At 65.4% G+C, this 23,231-nt stretch carries 18 protein-coding genes and 1 pseudogene; 10 read left to right on the forward strand and 9 right to left on the reverse strand.

The window, feature by feature from the left end; all coding sequences use genetic code 11:
• Positions 1-23 precede the first annotated feature (23 nt).
• Both ACN8ZM_RS35010 and ACN8ZM_RS35015 read right to left on the reverse strand, forming a co-directional pair.
• A complete protein-coding gene (locus tag ACN8ZM_RS35010; RefSeq protein WP_420213312.1) occupies positions 24-3,089 on the reverse strand; it encodes a glycosyltransferase family 9 protein in 3,066 nt (1,021 codons plus the stop codon).
• A 33-nt stretch (positions 3,090-3,122) separates the two neighbouring features.
• On the reverse strand, positions 3,123-4,814 hold the full coding sequence (locus ACN8ZM_RS35015; RefSeq protein ID WP_007180429.1) for a site-specific integrase: 1,692 nt from the start codon (positions 4,812-4,814) through the stop codon (positions 3,123-3,125).
• A 143-nt stretch (positions 4,815-4,957) separates the two neighbouring features.
• Here ACN8ZM_RS35015 and ACN8ZM_RS35020 point away from each other — a divergent pair, with 143 nt between their 5' ends.
• The 4 genes from ACN8ZM_RS35020 to ACN8ZM_RS35035 all read left to right on the forward strand — a co-directional run bounded on the left by ACN8ZM_RS35020 (position 4,958) and on the right by ACN8ZM_RS35035 (position 9,252).
• Positions 4,958-7,984 carry a Tn3 family transposase gene (locus tag ACN8ZM_RS35020; protein WP_007181927.1) on the forward strand — a complete coding sequence of 1,009 codons (3,027 nt, stop codon included), beginning with the start codon at positions 4,958-4,960 and terminating at the stop codon, positions 7,982-7,984.
• Positions 7,981-8,343: a hypothetical protein gene (locus tag ACN8ZM_RS35025; protein ID WP_156903410.1), complete on the forward strand. Its 363-nt coding sequence runs from the start codon at positions 7,981-7,983 to the stop codon at positions 8,341-8,343. The genes ACN8ZM_RS35020 and ACN8ZM_RS35025 overlap by 4 nt, the downstream gene beginning before the upstream one ends.
• Entirely contained in the window at positions 8,340-8,603 is a 264-nt protein-coding gene (locus ACN8ZM_RS35030; protein ID WP_007180432.1) for a hypothetical protein, read from the forward strand. Before ACN8ZM_RS35025 ends, ACN8ZM_RS35030 begins: the two co-directional genes overlap by 4 nt.
• 76 nt (positions 8,604-8,679) lie before the next feature.
• Positions 8,680-9,252, forward strand: coding sequence for a hypothetical protein (locus ACN8ZM_RS35035; RefSeq protein WP_007180433.1), 573 nt, complete (start codon positions 8,680-8,682; stop codon positions 9,250-9,252).
• Between the two features lie 125 nt (positions 9,253-9,377).
• On the opposite strand, the pseudogene ACN8ZM_RS35040 reads toward ACN8ZM_RS35035, so the two are convergent.
• Positions 9,378-9,704: pseudogene (locus ACN8ZM_RS35040) on the reverse strand (ABC transporter substrate-binding protein); the annotation flags it as partial.
• 50 nt (positions 9,705-9,754) lie between these two features.
• Positions 9,755-10,099: a DUF3088 domain-containing protein gene (locus ACN8ZM_RS35045; RefSeq protein ID WP_205824296.1), complete on the reverse strand. Its 345-nt coding sequence runs from the start codon at positions 10,097-10,099 to the stop codon at positions 9,755-9,757.
• A gap of 486 nt (positions 10,100-10,585) precedes the next feature.
• Here ACN8ZM_RS35045 and ACN8ZM_RS35050 point away from each other — a divergent pair, with 486 nt between their 5' ends.
• Positions 10,586-11,770, forward strand: a complete 1,185-nt coding sequence (locus tag ACN8ZM_RS35050; protein WP_175025581.1) for a porin — start codon at positions 10,586-10,588, stop codon at positions 11,768-11,770.
• A gap of 392 nt (positions 11,771-12,162) precedes the next feature.
• Entirely contained in the window at positions 12,163-13,350 is a 1,188-nt protein-coding gene (locus tag ACN8ZM_RS35055; RefSeq protein ID WP_420212698.1) for an LLM class flavin-dependent oxidoreductase, read from the forward strand.
• A 39-nt stretch (positions 13,351-13,389) separates the two neighbouring features.
• Here ACN8ZM_RS35055 and ACN8ZM_RS35060 read toward each other — a convergent pair whose 3' ends face one another.
• The 4 genes from ACN8ZM_RS35060 to ACN8ZM_RS35075 all read right to left on the reverse strand — a co-directional run bounded on the left by ACN8ZM_RS35060 (position 13,390) and on the right by ACN8ZM_RS35075 (position 16,949).
• The gene (locus ACN8ZM_RS35060) at positions 13,390-14,607 is read right to left on the reverse strand and encodes an acyl-CoA dehydrogenase family protein (protein ID WP_420212699.1); all 1,218 of its coding nucleotides are present in this window, start codon (positions 14,605-14,607) and stop codon (positions 13,390-13,392) included.
• 299 nt (positions 14,608-14,906) lie between these two features.
• Positions 14,907-15,227 carry a hypothetical protein gene (locus ACN8ZM_RS35065; RefSeq protein ID WP_420212700.1) on the reverse strand — a complete coding sequence of 107 codons (321 nt, stop codon included), beginning with the start codon at positions 15,225-15,227 and terminating at the stop codon, positions 14,907-14,909.
• A 13-nt stretch (positions 15,228-15,240) separates the two neighbouring features.
• Entirely contained in the window at positions 15,241-16,527 is a 1,287-nt protein-coding gene (locus ACN8ZM_RS35070) for a hypothetical protein (RefSeq protein ID WP_420212701.1), read from the reverse strand.
• A 62-nt stretch (positions 16,528-16,589) separates the two neighbouring features.
• Positions 16,590-16,949 (reverse strand): hypothetical protein, encoded by a 360-nt coding sequence (locus ACN8ZM_RS35075; RefSeq protein ID WP_155292032.1) that lies wholly within the window; start codon positions 16,947-16,949, stop codon positions 16,590-16,592.
• 208 nt (positions 16,950-17,157) lie between these two features.
• On the opposite strand from ACN8ZM_RS35075, the gene ACN8ZM_RS35080 reads away from it, so the two are divergent.
• A complete protein-coding gene (locus tag ACN8ZM_RS35080) occupies positions 17,158-17,511 on the forward strand; it encodes a helix-turn-helix domain-containing protein (RefSeq protein ID WP_089454409.1) in 354 nt (117 codons plus the stop codon).
• Positions 17,512-17,532: 21 nt separating this feature from the next.
• Here ACN8ZM_RS35080 and ACN8ZM_RS35085 read toward each other — a convergent pair whose 3' ends face one another.
• Positions 17,533-18,930: a caspase family protein gene (locus ACN8ZM_RS35085; protein ID WP_420212702.1), complete on the reverse strand. Its 1,398-nt coding sequence runs from the start codon at positions 18,928-18,930 to the stop codon at positions 17,533-17,535.
• A 639-nt stretch (positions 18,931-19,569) separates the two neighbouring features.
• On the opposite strand from ACN8ZM_RS35085, the gene ACN8ZM_RS35090 reads away from it, so the two are divergent.
• From ACN8ZM_RS35090 to ACN8ZM_RS35100, 3 genes are read left to right on the forward strand one after another with little or no spacing between them, the layout of a single operon-like run.
• Positions 19,570-21,084 carry a zinc-ribbon domain-containing protein gene (locus tag ACN8ZM_RS35090; RefSeq protein WP_420212703.1) on the forward strand — a complete coding sequence of 505 codons (1,515 nt, stop codon included), beginning with the start codon at positions 19,570-19,572 and terminating at the stop codon, positions 21,082-21,084.
• A 19-nt stretch (positions 21,085-21,103) separates the two neighbouring features.
• Positions 21,104-21,787, forward strand: a complete 684-nt coding sequence (locus tag ACN8ZM_RS35095; protein WP_226112300.1) for a hypothetical protein — start codon at positions 21,104-21,106, stop codon at positions 21,785-21,787.
• Between the two features lie 29 nt (positions 21,788-21,816).
• Complete coding sequence (locus ACN8ZM_RS35100; RefSeq protein WP_420212704.1) at positions 21,817-23,085, forward strand: hypothetical protein; 1,269 nt, start codon at positions 21,817-21,819, stop codon at positions 23,083-23,085.
• Positions 23,086-23,231 lie beyond the last annotated feature (146 nt).

Raw genomic sequence — 23,231 nt, forward strand, 5'->3', positions numbered from 1 at the left:
TCGCGCCGGCGCATGTGGCGTGGTCAATCCGCGTTCGCCAGGTCGAGGGTGTCCGGCGGTAATCCGCTGGCATAGCGTTGCACGACGATGCGGTAAGCGTGCTCCAGATGACGCACGAAGCGACGCGTGTCGAAGAGCGGTGACCGATCCCGCGCGTCACGGAGCTTTTGCCTGATTGCGTCGAGCCTGCGTGGCGAGCGTGCAAGCTCCACTGCGATGGCCTCATAGGCGTCGAGATCCGGCGCGATCAACTCCGGCAAACCGAGCGCCGCCAGCAGGCTCGCGCCATACCGGCTGGCAAACGTATCGCCCGGCACCGTCAGTACCGGCAACCCGCACCAAAGCGCGCAGCTTGCCGTGGCCCCGGCGTTGAACGGAACGGTATCGAGGAAGAGATCGGCGCAGGCCTGCCGTGCGAAGTGTTCGGCCAACGGCACGCGTGGTGCAAAGACGATCCGGTCGGGATCGAGCCCGCGCGCGGCCGCTTCGCGCCGCAAGTTGTCCTGTGCAATTTCGCTGTCTCGACAGTGGAGCCAGAGCACACTGCCGTCGACCGCCTTGAGGATGCTGACCCAGCGTTCGAACATGAACGGCAGCAGCTTCACGGGATCGTTGAAGCAGCTGAATACGAATCCGTGCGCCGGCAGCCCATAGGCCGAACGATCCAGCTGCCTGCCGGGCTGCTCGCGATGGCGATCGTTGGGCTGAAACGACCCCGGCAGGTAAATGACCTGCTCTGAATAAAAGTGCCGGTGCGTGCGCGGAATCACGACCTCGTCGGCGAGGATGTAATCGATAGGGTCGGCGCCCGTGCTGGCGGGATAGCCCAGGTAAGCGATCTGCACCGGTGCGACGCGCGCCGCGAACACCGTCGGCCGCGCGCCCATGGTGTGTCCGTTCAGGTCGATGGCGATATCCAGCGTCTCGTTCAGCGCAGTGGCAACGATCTCGTCGGATGTCATGCCGTCGACATCGTGAAAGCAATCGAAGGCCGTTCGCGCCCGCATCTGCGCCGGGTCGCGCGGGTCGTTGAAGAACGAAAATGCATGGATCTCGAACTGCTCCCGATCGTGCAGCTCGAACACTTCGGCCATCAATTCCATCATCGGATGCGTGCGGAAGTCCGATGAAAAATAGCCGATGCGGATCTTTCCGCGCGGCGTGCCTGCAGCCCGAAAGACCGAATGCGTTGCGGGCCTGGGAATGCGGTGGGCCACATAGATCCGGGCCGCATCCAGTTGCTGCTGCGGGTCGGCACATACGGCCAGGTAGCGAAACGGTTCGATGGTCGGGCGGCCCTCGGCCACCCGGGACGCGATGTCCTGCTGTAGCCCGTCAAGCCCGTCCCAGGCGAACGTGCGCAACTGCGCAGTCAACAACGCGCCCAGCACCCAGGGCTCGTCGGGATTGACCGCAACCGCACGTTTGTATCGCCGGGCCGCCTCGTCGTAACGCGCCAATCGGTCGAGCATGACCGCACTGTTGTTGAGCGCCCTCGCATCGTTCGGGTTCTGCGCCAGGATGCGTTCGCTCGTCTCCAGCGCCGCTTCATTGCACATGAGCCCGGCCAGCGCGGCGGTCCGGTTGTGCAGCAGTTCAATTCGGTCGGGATGGAATGCCAGCCCCCGGTCGCAGCATTCGAGACACCACTGAAACTGTTGCTTCAGCAACAACGCGTAAGCGCGGGTGCATAGCGCACTCAACTGGGAAGGATCGAGTTGCAACGCCTGATCGGTCTGCTCGAGCGCTTCGTCGACGCGGCCAAGACCGTTGAGCGACTGCGCCCGATAGCCCAGCAGGTAGGCTCGAACGGACGGATCCGTCGCGGTTGAAAGCGCCGCATCGTAATAGGCGACTGCCTCCGCCAAACGGCGCTGCTGACACAGCTGCAGGCCCTGGGAAAATTGCCGATCCAGTTCTTCCTGGGGTGCCGCCGACACGCGCGATGCATTCCGTTCGTCGCGCAGATGCTCGAGCGCCCCCGCAACACGCTCGACGGCATCGCTCCACTGCCCCGGTTCCGATTGACGGAACAGCCGCGCCTGCGGATACCACGGCGAATCGTCGCGATCCGCGAGCCAGCGCCAGCAGCCGTCGAAGCGCGACAGGATCCAGACCGGCTTGCCCAATGCGCCCGCCACATGCGCAACCGACGTATCGACGGTAATCACGAGATCCAGATGGGCGATGATCGCCGCCGTGTCCGCGAAGTCGCGCACCTGCGCCATCGGATCGACAGGACGCAGCGATGGCGGAATCGTGTCGATCTGCCGGCGGGCCGTGTCGCCCTTCTGCAAGCTCACGAAACTTACGCCCGGAATCTGCAGCAGCGGCAGATACGCGCTTGCCGGAAGCGAGCGCCGGCGATCCGTCGCGTGTGCCTGCGGCTGATCGGGGCGCGGATCGCCCGCCCAGACCAGCCCGACCTTCAGGCCGGCGGCCGGCACGCTGCCCCGCCAGTGCTCGACGAGCGGTGCCGGCACGTGCAGATAGGGCACCGTCGCGGGTATCGTGTCGAGCGTCGTGCCGCAGCGCAACGGAAGACTCATGATCGGGACGGCGTAATCGTGTGCCGGCAGCGTTGCCGCCTCGTCAATCCCGACGCAACGATCCACGCCATCGACCGTTGCAATCAAGCGCGTCAACGCGGCCGGACACACCACCGTCAGCCTCGACACTCCGCGCTGCTTGAGCAGCGGCAGATAGCGCGCGAATTGCACGACATCGCCGAACCCCTGCTCGGGCCAGACGACCAGCGATTTTCCGTCGAGCGGTTCGCCCTGCCAGCGCGGCGCCGGCAGGCTTGCCAGAACGCGATACGACGAAGCGTCGCCCCAGTGCGAGGAAGGCTGGAAGCGCGCTTCGTAGTGCCGCCACCCGGCTTCGTACTGCCCCATTGCCAGCAGCACCAGGCTCAGGTTGAACGTGGTCGGCACGCGGTCGTGATCGAGCGTCAGCGCGTGTCTCAACGCGGCGGCGGCCTCGTCCAGCCTGCCGACCTCATGCAGCAGTCGGCCCAGGTTGTTCCATACCTGGGGTTCTACGCCGGAACCCCAGAAAATTCCGTCATTCCACATTGTGAACGTCAATCGGTTTGTTGCCTGACGTGCCGAGCGAGTAACTCAGTCGGTAAATGCCTGCCCGAACTGCCGTGCCCGCTTTACATCGTCGGTATGCAAGTAAATCGACGTGGTCGAAATCGACGCGTGACGCAGGTTATCTCGTACGGCGCTCAGCTCAACCCCTCTGGCGATCGCGTGGGTCGCATGGGTGTGCCGCATCCAGTGCGGAGAGGCCCGATGCAGCTTTTCAGCCAGCACCGGATGGTCGTTCTTGATAATCTGCGCGACGAGCCGAAAAAACCGGCGCATGACTTCCCACAGCCGCAAGGGCTTGATGCCGGCATCGGCGTCGTCAAGGCTGCCAATCAGGGACGTGGTCGGATTCCAGTGAGCACGGCTGACAGGAAGCCCCCGCTCCTGCAGATATCGGTCCAGCGCTGTGCGCGCTAGGGGTGTCAGGGTAACGCGGGCTGGCTTGCCGCCCTTGCCGACCACGTGCAGCCAGTGATCACCGGCTGCGTCGACTTCGATGCTGCGCAGTGTGGCGTCAGCCAGTTCGCTGATCCGCAGTCCCGTTGCGTAGCCGAAATCCAGCATGAACCGCAACCGTTGCGCAGCGGGCGCCTGCCAGCCGTACGACCACTCGAGCCCGTTGGCGATGGTGCGCGTCAGCATCCATTCTCCTTCGGTGAAAGCGTGCGAGGTTTCAAGAGCCATGGCGCGCTTGCTGCCGCGTACCTTGATGCCGGAGAATGGGTTGGCCACGACGTAGCGCTGCTCGACCAGCCAGCGGAACATGGCGCTGAGCACGGCAAGCGCATGCGCAATCGAACGGGCCGAGAGGTTGTCGACAAACGGGCGCCAGTCCGTTGATGTGCGCGGCCGCGGTGGCCCGACCCAGCGTTCTCGCGGTGTAGGTCTGCGCAGAAACGCCCTGTAGTCGGTGGCATCCCGGGTGGTCAGCGAAGACAGCGCCTTGCCGCGAGCAACGATGCCCCAGAGAATCAGCCGTTCGGCTTCCTTGCGGTAGGCCCGCTGCGTGGCCGGGGATTCGTGCAACGCGAGCCATGCCTGGATAGCGTCGTAATCGTTGTCGACGCCGAGGATGCAGGCCGACACCGGTGCGCGGAAGGCGCCGGCGGATCCGTCGATCTCGTGCGGTAGCCGTAGTTGCTCCCAAGGCGTCACGACTGACTGCCGATCCGCGATGATCAGTGCGCGGGCCCGCTCCGTGAGCGCCGGGTACGCGGCAAAGAAGGCCTCGATCCTTCTTGCACTGGCCGGCCCGAGACCCGGAATGACGGTCCACCACTGCCGGCGACGCGGAATCCGTACCGTGAGATCGGCCAGGGTCCGGATGCCGGCCGCGTGCAGGGTGCGGGCAGCGCGATTCGGCAGCCAGTGCGCAATGTCGTCGCCGATCTGCGGAGCTGGCGCAGGCATGATGCGCAGTAGCTCGACAGCCTGCGTGGTGGCGCGCGCATGATGCATACGCTTTTGGGCCGGGCATTCGAACAGCGTGGCCAGATCTGCCCGCTGTCGGTTACGGGCATAAAGTGCCAGTTGCCGGCGGATCTGGCCGATGACGCCGCGGGCTGACTGGCTGTGGCTGAGCCGATCTTGCATGTACCGGTGTGCCGCCTCACGCGAGGATGCGCCCTCGTACCAGGCACGCAGCGCTGCCAGTGCATCAGCATCAGGAAAGTCGGTCGGGATGTCGGCGGCGGACGGGCTCGTGGGGCGCGTTTTCATGTCATCGAGTTTAATATGGAAACAATGCCACAGAGATAATAAAGCTTATCTCTGTAGAATGCGGGAGTTCAATATTTCTGTCGTACCCCATGTCGTGATATCACAAAATTGAAGGATCTGACGTTGCGTGGAGAGGATGGTCGATGATCAACAAGAATAAGCTGCTCAGCGTCTTTTCCGACGCCGAACAGGAAGCCCTGTATGGCCTGCCTGATTTCGACGATGCGCAGCGGCTGGAATACCTGGCATTGACCGAATCCGAACTGGCGCTCGCCAGTAGCCGGCCCTCCATACCCGCGCAGGTCTATTGCATCTTGCAGATTGGCTACTTCAAGTCCAAGCACGCCTTCTTCCGCTTCGATTGGGACGAGGTTGAGGACGATTACGATTTCGTGTTGAGCCGCTATTTCCACGGCGAGCCGTTCGAACGCAAGCCGATCACCCGGCACGAGTACTACGCCCAGCGCGAACAGATCGCTGAACTGTACGGCTATCGACCGTGGGTGGCCGCCTTCCTGCCGCAACTCATGCAGCAGGCCGCGCAGATCGTACGTCGCGACGTGACACCGGGATTCGTCGCCGCCGAGCTCATCGTGTGGCTCAATGAGCACAAGATGATCCGGCCCGGCTACACGACCTTGCAAGAGCTAGTCAGCGAAGCCCTGTCCGTCGAACGTCGGCGGCTGGGCGACCTGCTCACCGGCGTATTGGACGAATTGACCCAAACCGCGCTAGACCAACTTCTGGTGCGCGATGATACTCTGTCGAAACTGGCGGCGCTGAAACAGGATGCCAAGAATTTCGGCTGGCGTCAGATGGTCCGCGAACGCGAAAAGCGCGGCACGCTGCAGCCGTTGCACGAAATCGCCAGGACGCTGCTGCCCCGGCTGGATATCTCGCAGCAGAACGTGCTGTACTACGCAAGCCTGGCGAACTTCTATACCGTCCACGACCTGCGCAACCTGAAGGCGGATCAGGCGCAGCTCTACCTGCTGTGTTACGCCTGGGTGCGCTTCCGACAGCTCACCGACAACCTGGTCGATGCGATGGCCTTCCACATGAAGCAGCTCGAGGAAGAAAGCAGCGCGGGCGCGAAACAGTCACTCATCGCCGAGCAAGTAAAACGCCATCGGGAAACGCCGCAGATCGGCCGCCTGTTGTCGCTCTATGTGGACGACAGCGTAGCCGATCCGACGCCGTTCGGCGAGGTGCGTCAGCGCGCCTATAAAATCATGGCCAAAGATGTGCTACAAAACACGGCGCAACGCATGACGGTCAAGCCGCTGAGTCAACTGGCACTACACTGGTTGGCGGTGGACGGCCTAGCCAAACGTATTCGCCGTCACCTGCGCCCCTTGTACGTCGAGCTCGACTTCGTCGGCACCTCCCCAGACAACCCGTGGCTCGCGGCGCTGGCTTGGGTCAAGGGGGCCTTCGCCAAACAGCAGCGCCTGTCACAACGACCGCTCGCCGAATGTCCCGCGGCCACGCTGCCGAAGCGCCTGCGACCGTACCTGCTGATCTTCGGCGCTGATGGTCAGCCGACCGGTTTGCACGCCGATCGCTACGAATTCTGGTTGTACCGCCAGATCCGGAAGCGCTTCCAGTCGGGAGAGATCTATCTCGACGACAGTCTGCAACATCGTCACTTCTCCGACGAGCTTGTTTCGATGAACGAGAAGGCCGACGCGCTGGCGCAGATGGAGATCCCGTTCCTGCAGCAGCCAATCGATGCCCAACTCGATGCGTTAGCGGCCGAGTTGCATGCACAATGGCTGGCCTTCAACCGAGAGCTGAAACAGGGCAAGCTTACGCACCTGGAATACGACAAGGATACGCAGAAGCTGATTTGGCGCAAACCGAAAACCGAGAACCAGAAGGTGCGTGAGCAGGCATTCTACGAGCAACTGCCATTCTGCGATGTTGCCGACGTGTTCCGCTTCGTCAACGGCCAGTGCCAGTTCCTGTCGGCGCTGACGCCATTGCAGCCGCGCTACGCGAAGAAGGTAGCGGACGCCGATAGCCTGATGGCGGTTATCATCGCTCAGGCAATGAACCATGGCAACCATGTCATGGCGCGCACCAGCGACATTCCGTACCACGTTCTGGATAGCACCTACCAGCAGTATCTGCGTCAGGCGACGCTGCATGCGGCCAACGACTGCATCAGCAACGCCATCGCCGCGCTGCCGATCTTCCCGTACTACTCGTTCGATCTCGATGCGCTGTACAGCGCCGTCGATGGGCAGAAATTCGGCGTCGAGCGACCGACCGTGAAGGCGCGTTACTCGCGCAAATACTTCGGACGAGGCAAAGGCGTCGTCGCCTACACGCTGCTGTGCAATCATGTCCCGTTGAACGGCTACCTAATCGGCGCGCACGAGTACGAGGCGCATCACGTGTTCGACATCTGGTATCGCAACACGTCGGATATAGTGCCGACTGCGATCACCGGCGACATGCACAGCATCAACAAAGCCAACTTCGCTATCCTGTATTGGTTCGGGTTGCGCTTCGAGCCTCGCTTCACAAACCTCGATGACCAGTTGCAGGAATTGTATTGTATCGACGACCCGGCGCTGTACGAGAAATGCCTGATTCAGCCGATCGGACAAATCGATCGGCAGCTCATCACCAGTGAGAAGACAAATATCGATCAGATCGTCGCCACGCTGGGCCTCAAAGAGATCACGCAGGGCTCGCTGATCCGCAAACTATGTACGTACTCGCAGGAAAACCCGACACGTCGCGCGATTTTTGAGTTCGATAAGCTCATTCGTACCATCTACACGTTGCGTTACCTGCGCGACCCGCAGCTCGAGCGAAACGTGCATCGCTCCCAAAACCGCCTCGAGTCTTACCATCAGCTTCGTTCGACCATCGCCCAGGTCGGCGGCAAGAAGGAATTGACCGGCCGCACCGACATCGAAATCGAGATCAGCAACCAGTGCGCCCGGCTGATCGCCAACGTCATCATTTTTTACAACTCGGCGATTCTGTCGCATCTACTGACGAAATGGGAGGCCAGTGGCAACGCCAAGGCGCTGGCGCGGCTTACGCAGATATCACCGGCAGCCTGGCGGCATATCCTTTTGAACGGGCACTACACTTTTCAAAGCGACAACAAAATCGACCTGGACGCGCTCATTGCAGGGCTCGAATTGGAGTGATCGAATTTTCGGCGGTTCTGGCTTGGAATCCCTTATTCCTGTTACGGTGGAATACGATGCCACAACCAGGTAATCCTTTACCCCCAGCCGTGGTCAACACCTGGCGACTGAGCGTCGGCACGTCGCTGTTCGTGATCGATATCCTGGCCGACGGCAGCTGGCGACCGGCGTATATTGCGCCAAAGCGGCTGGGTGGCTGGACGATGGATGTGTTGCCGAACATGCCGCCGACGTTAGTCGATATCGCTCCCTCGGTACGCACCTGGGCGCGACAGTACGGCGCGAATGTAACGAACCGGCGCACGCCGGCGCGCCGGTTTCCCGCGCAAACCGCTTCTTCGAACAGGACGCCAGAATGAACATGCTGAAACGTCGTCTCGATGCGACAGACGAAAAGCTGCAGGAGCTGAAAACAGCCCGCAAAGCGGCAGCTAAGGCGCAGCGCCAGCAGGTCAAGCAAACGCGCGCGGATCGCGAGCGAAAGATCATGCTGGCCGGCGAGGCGTTGCTGCGGCGTGTCGATCGCGGCGAGTGGGATGAAGCCGATTTCCGCGCGATGATGGACGATTATCTGTCGCGGCCCGCCGATCGCGCGCTGTTCGAGCTCGACGATGTATAGCCTTTGATGTTCGACGTCGACGCACCGCACAGCCAGGTCGGCAAATGTTGATTTGATTCACGATGAAGGATGCCCGATGCTGCCAACGCTCCGCATGAACCGGAATTTTGTCGAGGCCTTGCTGGCCGAGCGCGCGCCCTGCTTTGCGATGGGACTCGTGGCCGAGGGCCAGACGCACTATGCTTGCCTGGCACTGCGGCCGGTGGATGACATTCCGAACGACGTAACACGCAGCGGTTTCAACTTTGGCCACTCGATACGCGGCACCGACGACTTCGAGGTCGTACACTTCGGCTTAGAGTTTTACGGCTACCGCATCTTCAATGCGCTGATCAATCCGAGCAACTTCATCGCCAGGACAATCCTGTCGCACATGGTCGACACGAAGGCGTTTTTCTTCTTCGCGGTCAACCCGTCAGGCGGTGTGACGGTGTTCAAGTCCGGCATCGGTGAATGCAGCCTGGACAGCATCGAGTCTAATCTCGAGCGGATACTGCGCTCGAGCACGTCCGATGCTCAGTACGACGCGGCGCTGACAACGTTCAGCGACCATCCAGATCCGGTCGGGCCGATGCTGCACTGGGTTTGCCGGGACTGCGAAGATTGTCTCGACCTGTCCCACAATGTAATCGAACTGGGCCCCGCGTAACGGTCCTGATGGTCCGTGTGACCGAGACCGTCATGTCACTCACCGGACGTCGCTCCAACATTCTTCGGCTGGAATAAGCCGATTAATGTTCACAATGTGGAACGACGGAATTTTCTGGGGTTCCGGCGTAGATCCCCTTTCTGGCGCGCAGCGAACACGGCCGGAATTTCGCTGCCCGAACCGATGTCGAGCGCATCCGCATTGAGTGCCTCGATGTGCAGCACGCCGTTGTTCAGCTCGCGCCAGTCGATCCGGTATGGCGTGTCGGCCAGCCCGGCCGCCTGCAGCAGCGCACGCCAGCCGCCCTTGTAGGTCGCGACGCGCAACGTGGTGCCGGCGAGGTCGGGGGTGACGGCGGCCGCCGCGAACGCGGCCCTCGCGGCGAACGGGGCCGCCACGACCGCGGTGCCGGCCAGCAGCAAACGGCGGCGTGCCGCCGAAATGGACGACATCGGATACTCCTGTTTGTCGGTCGATCGAATGGGACGTGAAAAACGCCGCGTCAATGCAGCGCTGGAAATCCGTGGCGCTCGGCCAGCAGCTCGAGGATGCGGCGCGCGTCGGTGACGAAGTGCACGTCGCCGAGCGCCTGTGCGTCGTCCGGTGCCGGCAGATCGCGGCCGAGCACGAGGACCGGCAACCCCTGGTGCGCATCGTCGAGCGCGTCGATCACCGCGTGCCGCGGCCGCTCGAAGCCGACGCGTTGCACGTCGATGCGGCCTGCGCGATCCGGCGCGCTCGCGAGCAGCCCCTCGATCGACAGCCCATGCGGACAGACGAAGCGTTGGCCCGGATGCTTCGGATCGGCAAAGCCCGGCTCCAGCAAAAACAGCACATCGCGACTCATGTGAAACGGCTCCCGTGTTCGTTGTTCAGCCGGGACGAACGCGCGCTTGCGCACCCTTCTGTTCCCGGAGCATGCCGGCCCGAGGCCGGATGCCCGACTCTACCGTTACCCGTCGCACGGCCCTACCAACGTTTTGCGGAATCGATATGCGGATGCACGTAGCGCATCGGCTCCTCGCCGCACAGCGTGCGTTGCATAAAAACATCGTGTGCCGGTCCAGATGTATTGCGGATATCGAACCATTTCACCGATCGATATGACGACGCCCGCGCGTTTCCGGCGCTCGACGTTCGCCGTTCGCGCGATGCGGTCGCTGCAGCAGGGGTACCGGACGCAATCGCGACGCCCATGCCGGGCTAGCGGCAACGCACATTACAAATCGGCCGCGCCGCGATTTACAAACCACGGATCGGCCGTTCGCCGGCGCGACCGTCATCCATAGCATCGTGATCCTCGCAGACGTACCCATAAAAACAGAGGATAGTCATGATCAAAAAATCGGTAGTCCTGGGTTTGGTATCGATCGCTTCGGTCAGCGCGCAGGCGCAGAGTTCGGTCACGTTGTACGGCGTCGTCGATGCCGGTTTCGCTTATACGAACAACCAGGGCGGCGCGAGCAACATCCAGCAGACGAGCGGCAAGCTGAGCGGCAGCCGCTGGGGCCTGAAAGGCGTGGAAGATCTCGGCGGCGGCCTGAAGGCGGTCTTCACGCTCGAAAGCGGCTTCCGGCCGAGCGACGGCGGGCTCGGCCAGGGCGGCCGCCTGTTCGGCCGCTCCGCGTACGTGGGGCTGGCCAAGTCGGGCATCGGCACGCTGACCTTCGGCCGCCAGTACGAGCCGATCACCGACCTGGTCGCGCAGTACTCGGGGTCCGGCTTCTGGTCGCCGGCCACGCACGTGGGCGACAACGACAACATGAACCAGAGCTTCCGGCTCAACAACGCGGTGAAGTTCCGCAGCGACACGATCGCCGGCTTCACGGCCGACCTGCTCTATGCGTTCAGCAACCAGGCCAACGGCGGCGCGGGCACCGGGTTCTCGAACAACAACGCGTGGGGCGCGTCGGCGAACTACGTGAACGGCCCGTTGTCGGTGGGCGCCGGCTATGTGCGCTTCAATCATCCGAACTCGACGTCGAATACCAGCGGCGCCGTGGGCGGCGCGACCTCGACCACCGGCAACGACTACAGTGGCGCGTTCTTCTACGGGCTGAACGGCGGCGTGCGCAAGCAGCAGATCGGCGTGGTGGGCGCGAACTACGCGCTCGGCCGGGCGACGCTCGGCTTCGCGTGGAGCCACACGCAGCTCGACTATCTCGACGGCTCGTCGCGCAAGTTCAACAACTACGACGTGAACGCGCGTTACCAGATCACGCCGGCGGCCACGCTGATCGGCGTCTATACGTTCACCGACGGGCGCGCGAGCGGCTTGCCGGGCACCGGCGGCCAGACGCTGAAGCCGCGCTGGCACCAGTTCACGCTGGGTTTCGACTATGCGTTGTCGAAGCGCACCGACCTCTACCTGTCAGGCATTTACCAGCTCGCGGCCGGCGATCCGAGCACGGCAACGGCGGGCGGTTATCGCACGATCGCTGCGATCTCGAACATCGGCAGCGCGTCGTCGACCAACCGCCAGGTCGCGCTCGTCAGCGGGCTGCGCGTGAAGTTCTGACGGTATGCGCATCGGGCACGGCGCAGCAGGATGCGATAAGCAAAGCGGGAATCGTTGTTTGCCGCGCCGTGCCCGGTTGTCGAGAATGGGCGTTTCCCCGCGGGCGATACGCGTTTGACCATGATCGACGCTTGTTTTCCTCTCCGCGCACCGCTCAGCAACCGGCGGGCGGTACTACGCCGGCTCGGCAGCGAATGGGCGGCAGCGATGCTGCCTGCCGGCGGCGCGCTCGCGAGCCAGCCGCCCGCCCTGCTCTATCTACTCGACGTGCCGAGGTGGACGTGCGCGCCCGCGCCACCCTACGGCGTACCGGGGCCGAACGAACGCGACGCGATCCGTCGCAGCGCCCGCCGTTGTCGTCCGGTGCATAGCCAACCCGCAAGGAAGCCCTCATGAGCGTCACCTCCCTCGCCACGCCGGTCGCGCCGACGCCGTTCGTCGACGTTCGCTCGCCGGCGGATTTCCCCGATAGCCCGGTGTCGCGCGTCCTCGCGCAGCCGCTGATGCTCGGGCTGTTCCTGCCGATCCAGGCCGGCGGCTGGAGCGCGTCGACGCTGCCGCGCACGACCGACTGGACGTTCGACTACAACGCCGACCTGGTTGCGCGCGCGGAGGCGCTCGGCTTCGATCTCGTGTTCGCGCTGTCGCAGTGGCTGCCGAAAGGCGGCTACGGCGGCGTGTTCGACGGCCACGCGCTCGACTCGTTCATGACGCTGGCCGCGCTGACCGCGCGTACCGAACGGATCATCCTGGTCGCGACGAGCCACGTGCTCTACGGGCCGTGGCATCCGCTGCATTTCGCGAAATTCACCGCGACGCTCGATCACATCTCGCGCGGGCGCTGGGGCATCAACGTCGTGACCGGCCACCGCGCGGTCGAGCACGAGATGTTCGGCTGGAACCGGATCGAGCACGACCGGCGCTACGACATGGCCGCCGAGTTTCTCGATGCGGTCCAGCAGTTGTGGGCGCAACCGGACAATTTCAGCTACACGCCCGTGCTGTCGAGCTGGCGGCTGGGCGGTGCATTCGTGACGCCGAAGCCGTGCCATGGCCGCCCGCTGCTGATCAACGCGACGGGCTCCGATGCGGGCATCGACTTCGCGGCACGCTATTCGGACATCGTGTTCGTCACGAGCCCGGCCGGCCCCGACGCCGAACGCGCGCTCGATGCGCTGCCCGCGCATACCGCACGCGTGAAGGCGGCCGCCGCGGCGCGCGGCCGGACGATCCGCACGCTGCTCAACCCGCTCGTGATCTGCCGCGAGACGGCGGCCGAAGCGCGCGCGTACCGCGACGCGATCGTCGCGCATGCTGACGAAGGCAGCTTCCACCGCTTCGACAGCGACGCGCACGCGTGGCGCGGCGGCTTCGAACAGCGCGCGCAGGCCGCCGCGCGTGCAATCGGCGGCAACATCTCGATCACGGGCTCGCCGGACGAAGTCGCCGATACCATCGTGCGACTGCACCGCGCAGGCATCGACGGCGTCCAGTTGAGCTTCTACGACTTCAAGCCCGATCTCGACTTCTTCGGCGAGCGCGTGCTGCCGCTGCTGCGCGACGCCGGCCTGCGGCGCTGACGTCAGGAAGGGGATGCAGCGCGCACCGGCACGGCCAGGTCAGAACACCCGGCCTTCCGTCAGGTGCGTCGTCACGCCGTTCAGCTCGTAGTCGCCGATCACGCGCGCCTTGTGCAGCAGCGGGTTGTGACTGAAGATCGTGCGCAGGTTGCGCCAGTGCCGGTCGAGGTTGTGTTCGCGCGCCGTCGCCGATGCGCCGCCGACTTCGAACAGCCGCTCCGCCGCATGCAGCGCAAGCTTGCTGACGATGAGCTGCGTGCGTGCCGTCGCGAGCGCACAGTCGAGCACCAGCGCGTGCGCATCGGCATCGCCGGCTTCGATCGCGTCGGCGGAGCGGTCGAGCGCCCGCGCGTTTTCGCGGACGAGGCCGTTGATCGCGTGGCTGTGCGCGGACAGCTCGCCGACGACCTGCTGGATGAAATGATCGTCGCGCGCGGTCGGCGCCGGGCTGTGCAGCGCCGGGCGGCCGTGCGCGAGCACGTAGCGACGCGCATCGGCAACCACGTTGCGCACGATGCCCGCGCCGGTCGCGACGAGATGCAGTTGCCGCAGCGCGCCACAATGGCGTCCGACGAGCGTCGAGCCGTCGCGCGCGGCCACTTCGTCCGCGAACACCTGCACGTCGTCGAGCAGCAGGCTGCCGCTCGCGGTCATGCGCTGGCCCATGCCGTCCCAGTCGTCGAGCACCTGCACGCCGTCGCGCGCGACGGGAATGATCACGGCGACTGCGTCGCCCTGTTCGTTTTCCACGTTGATGCGTGCGAAGTCGGCAAACGCGGTGCCGGTCGAATAGTATTTGCGGCCCGTCACGCGATAGTGATCGCCGTCCCGGCGCAGCACGGCGGTGTTCTCGCCGGGCCGCGACGTGCCGCGCTCGGTCGACGCGCCGCCGAAGATCGCGCCGGCCCGCGCGCGTTCGAGCTGCACGTCGTTGAACGGCGTGCGCGGCGACAGCCGCAGCGTCTCGGTCTGGTCGTAATGGATCCGCAGCGCGTGCGCGAGATTCGAATCGGCGGCGGCCAGCGTCGCAATCGTGTCGAACAGATCGACGAGCGTGCCGCCGAGGCCGCCGCGTGCGACCGGAATCCGCAGCACGCCCAGCGCCGAGCGGCGGAAGATCGCGAAACCCTCGAACGGCAGCTCGCGCCGCGCCTCGCGTGGCGCGGCATCCTGCCCGATCGCATTCGCGAGATCGGGCAGCGCGGCGAGCGCGTCGCGCAACGCGGCGCGCGGATCGACGGCATCACGGGCAGTCATTCGGCAGGTCCTTGTTCGAGAAGATCGGGCGCTGCGCCGCGCGATCGCGGCATTCGCGAACCGCCGCATGCGCAGCATCGCAAAGTATAGGGACGCGCCCGGCGCGCGCGAAAAACCGATTTCAGCTTTTGTTATGCGTGTGCCGGGAATGGTCGTGCACCGTCGCGTCATGGTGGGATGCGCCGGCGCTGGCGCTGCGCGGTCGCGCGTGTCGAATACGAACCGGGCCGATCGCGGCTGTCGCGACGCCGTCGACGGGGCGGGTACGTGCATCGCGTCTTCCGGATACCGGATGTCGATCAGCCCATGCTCGTCGCGGATACGTATCGGCGGCACGACCTCCACGCTCGCGCGGCCGACGCCTTCGCACACGGCCGGGTGCGGGCCACATTGGCTTTGACGGCGGGCGGCCGGATGGCATTGGCCGAGATCGAGATCGGATGGGTCGGGCTCGATGTGGTCAGCATGCCGTGCATCGCGTACCAGCCGCCGTCCAGGGTTTCCAGCACGGTGGCCGCGTCGGCGTCAACGCGCTCGAGAATACCCGTTGCAGACCGGGCGAACACGTCGCGCAGACGCGCCCGCCCGGGCCTCCCGGCAATCACGGCACCCGCGACCACGTGCCCTGCCGCGTTACTGCTTGCTGCACAGCCCCATCACGAAGAAGCCGGAGCCGTTCGGCTCATCCAGCCAGTACATCGTCGAATTGTTGACCGGCAGCAGCACCGTCGTTTCCTTTTCCTTCGCGAGCTGGATCTGGGCGGCGATCAGCCCGTCGATCCCCTGGGCGACGATCGGGTCGCTCTGGGTACGCGCGGCGGTATCGAGGTCGAACGCCGCGTTGAAGTAGAGCGGGGTCTTCGTCTGGCCGTCCGGGCTCACCATCTGCGTGCCGCTGATCGTCGACTGGACCACGTCGGCCTTGCCCGTCAGCCGGTTACCGACGGTGGTGTCGGGCTCGACACACACCCACTGGCCGTCATAGGCGCCACTCGCGAGCGTGCGCGTCGTCGTGAGCACCATCGAGCCGGTACGCGGCGTGCCCTCGGGCGACGTGCCGAAGCGGTCGACCAGCAACGTCACGTTGCCGCCCTGCCGCGTGACGAAGGCACGGCCGTTGATTTTCCCGCCCACCATCATGTCGAACGCGCCGGGATAGGTCGCCTGGTCCGGATCCGGCACGAACGTCGCGGTATCGACGAGCGCCGCCCCGGTATCCGTGTCCAGGTTCGTGCAGGTATCGGCATACGGCTTGCCGAAGCAGAAGCGGGCACTGCCGTCCGCGTTGATCCGAACCTGCCCGGCCTCCGGCTCCTGCGTGCCGACCGGCACGCCGTCCTGGCGGCGATCCCCGGCCAGCGACACGAAGCTGTACGCGCCGGCCAGCGACGCGACATCGGTCACACCGTTGTTCGTCAGCGCGAGTTGCCCCTGCAGCAGGCCGCCGCCGCCGAGCAGGTTCGGCACGTTGGACAACGAACCGCTCAACAGGCCCGCACCGTTGTCGTCCTTCGTCAGCGAAAGCGACAGCGACAACGCGGCGATCTGATCGGGAGACAGCGTCACGCCCGGGCCCGCAGCCAGGTTCGACACCACGAACTGTCCGTTGCCCGCGGTCCGGTAGGTGCCGATCACCTGGCCGGCCAGGCCGAATTGCGAGTTGACGAACGTCAGCGTCAACTGGCCGGCAGCCGGCCGATCGACGTCGATGCGGATCGTGTCGCCGAATCCGACCGTGCCGACATAGCTCGAACCGGACGCGAGCGGCGTCACGGCCGCGCTGGTGGCGCCCGACCCGTTCGTCCCGCCGGGGCTGGTGGTGGCCGCCGGGCTGCCCGAGTCGCCGCCGCCGCCGCAAGCGGCGAGCAGGATCGATACGCTGGCGCTGATGCCGAACACGAGAAGTTTGGAAGATTTCATGGTTTTAATGGGAAGGTGACAAATGGACGGACTCAATGGACAGGTCGATGCCGACGCGCCGCTCAGGCCGGCGAGCCGGCATCGAACGCGCGAAAACGCGCGCGCAGCAGCGGATGCGCGTCGACCAGCCGCGCGCAGAGCTCCGGGAAGCGCCGCAGAAACGGAATCAGGGCCGTGTCGTCGCGGGAAAACATGCCCTGGTTCGTCGGGCAATCCAGTACGACCTTGGTCTGGCCGTCGCTGATCTCAATGCGCGGCCAGGCAAGACAGATGAAGCATCCGCCGATGAATATGTTGGTATCCGAATGAAATTCGCGCGGAACGGACTTCATGATGAATTGCAGTGCCCTGGATTCCATGGATGGTCGCAGCCTGTCAGTGACTCGTCCGATTCGCACGCACTCGTCGAATGCATGCGGCATCGACGCTCCGTTCGGGCGTCTTGCCTGTCTATTCGGATCGCCACGGCATTTGTTCGGTCGATGAGCACTTTTTTTTCGTGTCGCGCCCAACCGACGACGTCGCGTTGAATGCCACGACACTACCTTTTGGGTTGCATTGAAACTTATTGAGACCTGTCTGTCAACAAGTAGCAATGCGACTATTCAGGTCGTGTCATGAGGTGAGCACATGGACCAAGAAGAAGCACAGGCCCTGGCGGAGTGCGTCGGGCGCGCGATTGCCCGCAAACGGGTGGAAGCCGGCCTGACCCAGGAACAGGTGGCCGAGCAGTTGTCGCTCGGGCGGGAGGCGATCGCGCGGATCGAGCGTGGCACGTCGATTCCGACCATCGTGCGCCTCGCCGAATTCGCGGCGCTGTTTGGCTGCGCGACCGAGGAATTGCTGACGGGGGCGTCGCCGAGAATCGACGATCAGACGTTGACGATCATGCGCAACCTGCGCGAATTGGCACCGCGCGACCGGCAGATGCTGGTCGAATGGGTGGAAACGTTTGCACAACGCCTGCGGCGGCATCGCGACTGACCACGCGCCGCGCCGGCAGTGCTATTGCGCCGGGGAGCGCCCGGCGCGATGGCCGGCATCCCGCAGCATCAGGTTCAGCGCATCCGACCAGTTCTGCGCGTCGCTGCCCTGCCCGCGCGCCGCCCGCAACTGCGCGAGATCGAGCTTGGCGCGCACGACGTCCTGCGCCGCCGCACGCGCCAGCCATTTCCCGGCTTCGCCGTAGTCGCGCGCGACCAGCTTGCCCTCGAAATAGGTTTCGCCGAGAAGCGTCTGCGCGATCGGGTAATTCATCTGCGCCGCACGCCGGTAATACGCGAGTGCCGCGCGCGGATCGCGGCGCGTGCCGAATCCGCCCTCGGCGATCCTGCCGAGCGTGGTCAACGCGGCCGCGTCATTCGAGCGTGCCCGCAACGCGCGGATCGACGCACCGTCCGCGTGCTGCGCGGCGGCTTCGATCCGGTGCTCCGCGTCGGTCCACGAGTCCTCCCGCTGCTGCTGGGCATCCGTTTCGGCGCGCGCGGCCGCGGATCCGGGTGCGGTTGCGGCCGGCCACACCGGCTCCCCGCCGGTCCCGCGCACCGCGCCGCGCTGCGCCGACGGCGCAACGGCGGGCCGCGCGGCCGCGGTTCCCGGCTGCGCGATCGTCAGGTCGCCGATCAGGCCGCTGGCGATCCACGGCCGTTGCTGTCCTTGGGTCACGTCGCTGACCTGTTGCTGCGTATGCTCGAGCGCCTGCTTGAGCGTCGCGCCGGGCGCGGCAAGATAGGTCGACAGGTAGTACGCGAACGGCCCGTTGTCGACCGGCTGACCGAACGTCCGCATCGAATCGTAGGCTGCGGCCTGGTCGGCGGTCGAATACGCGATCAGCTCGCCGCGCGCCGCCGGATCGCGCTTGAGCGACTGGCCGGCACGGCCGCGGGACGGCACGCGGCACGCGTCGATCAGCGCGACGAACGCGTCGGGCCGCGACGCCTTCACCTGCGCGCGCACCGCGTTGAACCGGATGCCCCGTTGCAGCAGCGTGGCACGCGTCATCGCCGCGATCGGGATGCCGGTCTTGACCGGCACGAGAAAATTGTCGCCGCCGGATTCAAAGCCATGGCCCGCGTAGTAGAAAATCGCGACCTGTGCGCCGCGCGCGCGCGTGGCAAGCCAGTCGACCGACGCGTTGAACTCGTCGCGGGTCAGGTCGGTGCCGATCCGCGTCTCGAATCCAAGCTGCGTGAAGGTCCGGCCGATCAGCGCCGCGTCGTTGGCCGGCGAACCCAGCCGGTCGGTGCCGTCATAGGCGGCATTGCCGATCACGAGCGCGACTTTCGCCCCGGTCGCGCGGCCCCCGTCGATCGTTGCGCCGGCCCATCCGGCCCGGGACTGCAACGATGCAACCACCAGAACGGCAACGCACGCGCATGCGCGGCCCGATCGCAAGAAAAACATCCGCACGTTTCCCCGTTGTTGTTTTGGAGCGTCATTCCGAATATCGGAACGGCACCGGTTGACCAACGTCATTCCGGCCGAAGAATACGGCAATTGCACAATGCAATGTCGATCGGTCTGGTTGAAACCAGCATGACCGGCCAGAGCAATCCAGCTGCGGCACACCGAGTGGGGCGCCGCCTGGCCGAATGAAGGATTTCAGTGCGGCCGCATGCCAACCGGACGGCAAATCCGGCCCGTATTCGCGTGCGATGAGATGTTCGATAACATAATTTGCGGATGGCGAAACTTCATAATTTCAGTGTAGTATCCGCTCCAGAAGACCATTAGTATTAGCAATCGAAATAATGAAAGCAGTTTGTCAGTTTAAAACTGACGACTAAAGCGGGGAAAGCGTGAATTCGCCATTCAAATCCGGGGCATCCAGATTCGTTACGTCGTACGCGTCCATTCGTGTCGACGAGACCTCCTCTTCTCCTTACCGACCCAATCACGACTGATATTCCGCGCTAAGCGCGCCGCGCCGTTCATTTGCGTGACGAGCGGCCGGTGCAGCGCGACGCCGTGATTCGGACCAGCATGCGCATACCCGCGCGGCGTCGTCATGCCGATCGACGAAAAGAAGAGGATTACTTATTTATGACGCAATGTACGCACTGCGAGAGCGAACTGCCGGACGGCCTGAAGTTCTGCATCAAATGCGGCACCCCCGTCGCAGCCGCTCAGCCCCGGATCGAGGCCGCCGTCCCGCCCTGCCGGCGCTGCCACACCGAACTGACGCCGAACCAGCGTTTCTGCAACAAGTGCGGGACGCCGGTCGCGTCGTCGAACGACGTCGACGTGATCGACGTCGAGTTGCCCGCACCGCCCGTCGAGCCGGTACGGGCACCTGAACCGGTTCAGCCGTCCGGACAGGTCGCTGCCGAAACGGCACGCGAGATTCCGCACGGCGCCGCCGAGGTGTCCGGCACGCACGTGGCGCCCGTCGTCGAACCCGCAGACGCGGATGTCGCCGTGGATGACGCGCCCCCCGTCACTGACATCGCCGAAACGGCATCGAGCCAGGTGAGCGCGCCGGTGTCATCGCCCGAACCTGCGGCGCCCGCGGCGCGTACGACCGAGGCAGACGATCGCGGCGCTGCAACCGGCACGTCGCATGCGACGCCGGCCGTCGCGGATCCGCAGCCCGCGAGTGTGACCACAGCAGCGATGGCCGAAGCGGCTGTCGAGCGTCACGACGTATCCCACGACGTACCGGATGTCGACGTTCCGCCGGCATCGGCTGCGGACGTGCCCGATATCGCCGTCACGCACGCCGGTGAATCCGCTCCTCCCGTCTCCGTGGTCGAGGAAACGATCGTGCTGCCCGCGTCCGCGCAACCCGAGCGACCGGCATCCGGCGCGGCACCGCAACCGGTCCCGCCGGCCGCCCCGACGAACCGCGACACGTCGGCCACGCCCAAGATCATCGCGGCCGGTGTCGCACTCGTCGTCGCCTGCGCAGGCGGCGCATTCTGGTGGCATGGCCGCCATGCGAGCACCCCGGCCGCCCCCGAACCTGCCGCCGCGTCCGCGATTCCGGCCGTGACGGCCGACGCCGCCTCGAATCTCGCGGCATCGGGTTCCCTCGCCGCCAGCGCGGTTAGTGCGACGGCTTCGACCGACGCGCCGGCATCCGCACCGATCAATGCGGCCGCGATCAACGCAGCCGCGCTCGCCGCCAGCGCGACCGCACCCGCCTCGACGCCGGCCGTCGTCACGAATGCGGCGCCGGTTGCCGTGCCCGCGACGCCGCCAGCGTCGAATGCGCCGCCGGCATCCGTGAATGCACAGCAAACGTCGCCGTTTGCAAACTTGCAGGACAACGCACCCGCGCCGTCCGAACCCGCAGCCGTTGCCGCTGCGCCGCACGTCAAGCCACGCCCGACGCCGCCCGCCCGCACGGCCGCCGCAACGGCGCCGGCCTCGCCCGCGATCGACGGCCTGCTGAAACGCGCGCAGGGCGACCTGTCGCGCGGCCAGTACGACAAGGCCATCGCGACAGCGGAAAGCGTCCTTGCGCTCGAGCCCGGCAATCGTCCGGCGAAGACGCTCATCGACAAGGCGAAGGCGCGGCAGATGGATGCCTTGCGCAACAACAGCACACTTGAATAAAGCGCCGGAGAAGACCGACATGACAATCCAGAAAACCCTCGCCGCGGCCTGCGCGGTCACCTTGCTCGCCAGCGGCTGCGCTTCCCAGAACGGGGCCGGCGGGATCTCGTCCGAATCCGTGCTGCGCTGTACGGCGCTCGGCGCCGGCGGCGCGATCGTCGGTGCGCTGATCGGCGGCACCAAGGGCGCGATCGGTGGCGCGGTCGCCGGGCTCGCCGCGTGCGCCGTGATCGAAGTGGCGACGCGGCAGACGAAGACGGCCGCCGAAGTCGATCGCGATTACCGCGCGAGCAATCGCAACAACCTGCCGCCGTACGCGAAGATCGACGCCTACAACACGGTCGTGACGCCGCGCTCCGCCGTCAAGGCCGGCGATCCGATCAAGCTGGAATCGCAGATTCGCGCGGTGTCCGGTACCAACGAGCCCGTCCAGGAAGTCAAGGAAGTCGTGACCGTCTACGCGCCGTCTGGGGAGCAGTTCAAGCGCGGCGAGAAGGTCGTCAACGCCACGCCGGGCAGCGGCGAATTCGACAACAGCTTCACGCTGAAACTGCCGTCGGGCGCGCCGCAAGGCACGTACACGCTCAAGAGCCAGGTCTACCTGAACGGCAAGCCCGGCACGATCCGGCAGTCGAACATCCAGCTCGCGCAGGTCGACGGCGTCACCGTCGTCGCGCTGCTCGACGCCCCCGCCGCACACTGACCGGCCCGTCCTCGCAAGGAGATTCAACGATGTCAACGCTCGATCACGCACCCGAGGCGGGCAAGTTCGGCCTGCTGCGCGCCGCCGAGGCGGTCACGAACTGGCGCGCGCTCGCCATGTGCGCTTTCGCGATCGTCGCCAGCATGCTGATGGGCATGCTCACGATCCAGGTCCTCCGTCACAGCCCGGTGCTCGGCCTGCTGTTCGTCATCGCGACCTTCGCCACCGCGCTCATCGGCTATTCCGCGGTCGGTATCGTGCTGATGCGCGATGCGCAGGGTGAATCGGTCGGGTTCGTCGATGCGGTGCTGCAGGCGACGTTCACCGCCCACCGCCTCCTCGGGATCGGCGTGCTGCTCGCCGTCGGCTGGATCCTGCTGCTGCTCGCGCTGCTGATCGTGTTCCTGGTCTGCAAGATCCCGGGCCTCGGCCCGTTGCTGTATGCGATCGCGTATCCGCTCGCGGCAATCGTCGCGGGCGCGATCTTCGCGGGCATGTGGTACGTCGGCTATCCGCTCGCCGCCCCCGCCGTCTGGCAGGGCAACACGACGCTGCAGACCGCCGCGCGCCTGCTGCATATCGGCCGTCGCCAGCTGCTGGGCGTGATCGTCAGGATGTTCGGGCTGCTGCTGCTCGTCGGCGTGCTGTCGGCGGTCGTGTTCGGCATCCTCGGCACGGGCGCCGCGATCGCGTCGTCGATCTCCGCGGCGACCGGCACCAGCCCGTTGGGCGGCTTGCTGGGCATGCTCGGCGGTATGGGCGGCCTGGGTGGCCTCGGCGGGTTCGGCCGCCACGCCAGCGCGTACGGCATGGGCGCCTACGGTCTCGGCGCGGATGCCGCGGGTAGCGGTTTCGGCGGGATGGGCGGCATGGGCGGCATGGGCGGGTTCGACTACCGCAGCATGGCCTACCTGGGCGCGTACGGCTTCGGCAACGGCCTGCTGTTCGCGATCGGTCTCGTGATTCCGTTCCTGACGTTCGTCAACGGCACGTGCCTCATCTACCTGCAGACGGTCAGCGGTGTCGATTTCTCCGCGACGGAAGAAAAGCTGAGCCAGCACGTCGCGGACGCGAAACGCCATGCCGAACAGGCACGCGAGCGCGCCGCCGATCGCCTCGCGAAAGCACGCGACGCGCACACCGCCAGCGCCGCCGGCGCGGCGGGCGCCGCTCCGCTGACGTCGCCGGGTACGGCGTCGCCGGCCGCGGACGATGCCACAGCGTGTGCGCAATGCCACAAGCCCATGGCCGCCGACGACCTGTTCTGCGGCGAATGCGGTGCGCGCCGTTCCGCATGACCGCCGCGTGACGGCCTGCCGGCGTACCGCCTTCCGGGCGGGTTCGCCGCAGGCCTCGATCGCGGGCGAACAAATTGCACCCTCACGCGAATGAAGAGACGAACGGCGCGCTTCGCATGGCCACCCATGCCGGCGCCCCTTCGTCC

Source organism: Burkholderia aenigmatica (assembly GCF_048627025.1).
Lineage (GTDB): Bacteria > Pseudomonadota > Gammaproteobacteria > Burkholderiales > Burkholderiaceae > Burkholderia > Burkholderia aenigmatica.

What these genes read in the sequence shown, in the direction of transcription:
- ACN8ZM_RS35015 (WP_007180429.1), bottom strand. Translation starts at nt 4,814, where the DNA reads ATGAAAACGCGCCCCACGAGCCCGTCCGCCGCCGACATCCCGACCGAC.
- ACN8ZM_RS35020 (WP_007181927.1), top strand. Translation starts at nt 4,958, where the DNA reads ATGATCAACAAGAATAAGCTGCTCAGCGTCTTTTCCGACGCCGAACAG.
- ACN8ZM_RS35030 (WP_007180432.1), top strand. Translation starts at nt 8,340, where the DNA reads ATGAACATGCTGAAACGTCGTCTCGATGCGACAGACGAAAAGCTGCAG.
- ACN8ZM_RS35035 (WP_007180433.1), top strand. Translation starts at nt 8,680, where the DNA reads ATGCTGCCAACGCTCCGCATGAACCGGAATTTTGTCGAGGCCTTGCTG.
- ACN8ZM_RS35045 (WP_205824296.1), bottom strand. Translation starts at nt 10,099, where the DNA reads ATGAGTCGCGATGTGCTGTTTTTGCTGGAGCCGGGCTTTGCCGATCCG.
- ACN8ZM_RS35050 (WP_175025581.1), top strand. Translation starts at nt 10,586, where the DNA reads ATGATCAAAAAATCGGTAGTCCTGGGTTTGGTATCGATCGCTTCGGTC.
- ACN8ZM_RS35055 (WP_420212698.1), top strand. Translation starts at nt 12,163, where the DNA reads ATGAGCGTCACCTCCCTCGCCACGCCGGTCGCGCCGACGCCGTTCGTC.
- ACN8ZM_RS35060 (WP_420212699.1), bottom strand. Translation starts at nt 14,607, where the DNA reads ATGACTGCCCGTGATGCCGTCGATCCGCGCGCCGCGTTGCGCGACGCG.
- ACN8ZM_RS35070 (WP_420212701.1), bottom strand. Translation starts at nt 16,527, where the DNA reads ATGAAATCTTCCAAACTTCTCGTGTTCGGCATCAGCGCCAGCGTATCG.
- ACN8ZM_RS35075 (WP_155292032.1), bottom strand. Translation starts at nt 16,949, where the DNA reads ATGCCGCATGCATTCGACGAGTGCGTGCGAATCGGACGAGTCACTGAC.
- ACN8ZM_RS35080 (WP_089454409.1), top strand. Translation starts at nt 17,158, where the DNA reads ATGGACCAAGAAGAAGCACAGGCCCTGGCGGAGTGCGTCGGGCGCGCG.
- ACN8ZM_RS35085 (WP_420212702.1), bottom strand. Translation starts at nt 18,930, where the DNA reads ATGTTTTTCTTGCGATCGGGCCGCGCATGCGCGTGCGTTGCCGTTCTG.
- ACN8ZM_RS35090 (WP_420212703.1), top strand. Translation starts at nt 19,570, where the DNA reads ATGACGCAATGTACGCACTGCGAGAGCGAACTGCCGGACGGCCTGAAG.
- ACN8ZM_RS35095 (WP_226112300.1), top strand. Translation starts at nt 21,104, where the DNA reads ATGACAATCCAGAAAACCCTCGCCGCGGCCTGCGCGGTCACCTTGCTC.
- ACN8ZM_RS35100 (WP_420212704.1), top strand. Translation starts at nt 21,817, where the DNA reads ATGTCAACGCTCGATCACGCACCCGAGGCGGGCAAGTTCGGCCTGCTG.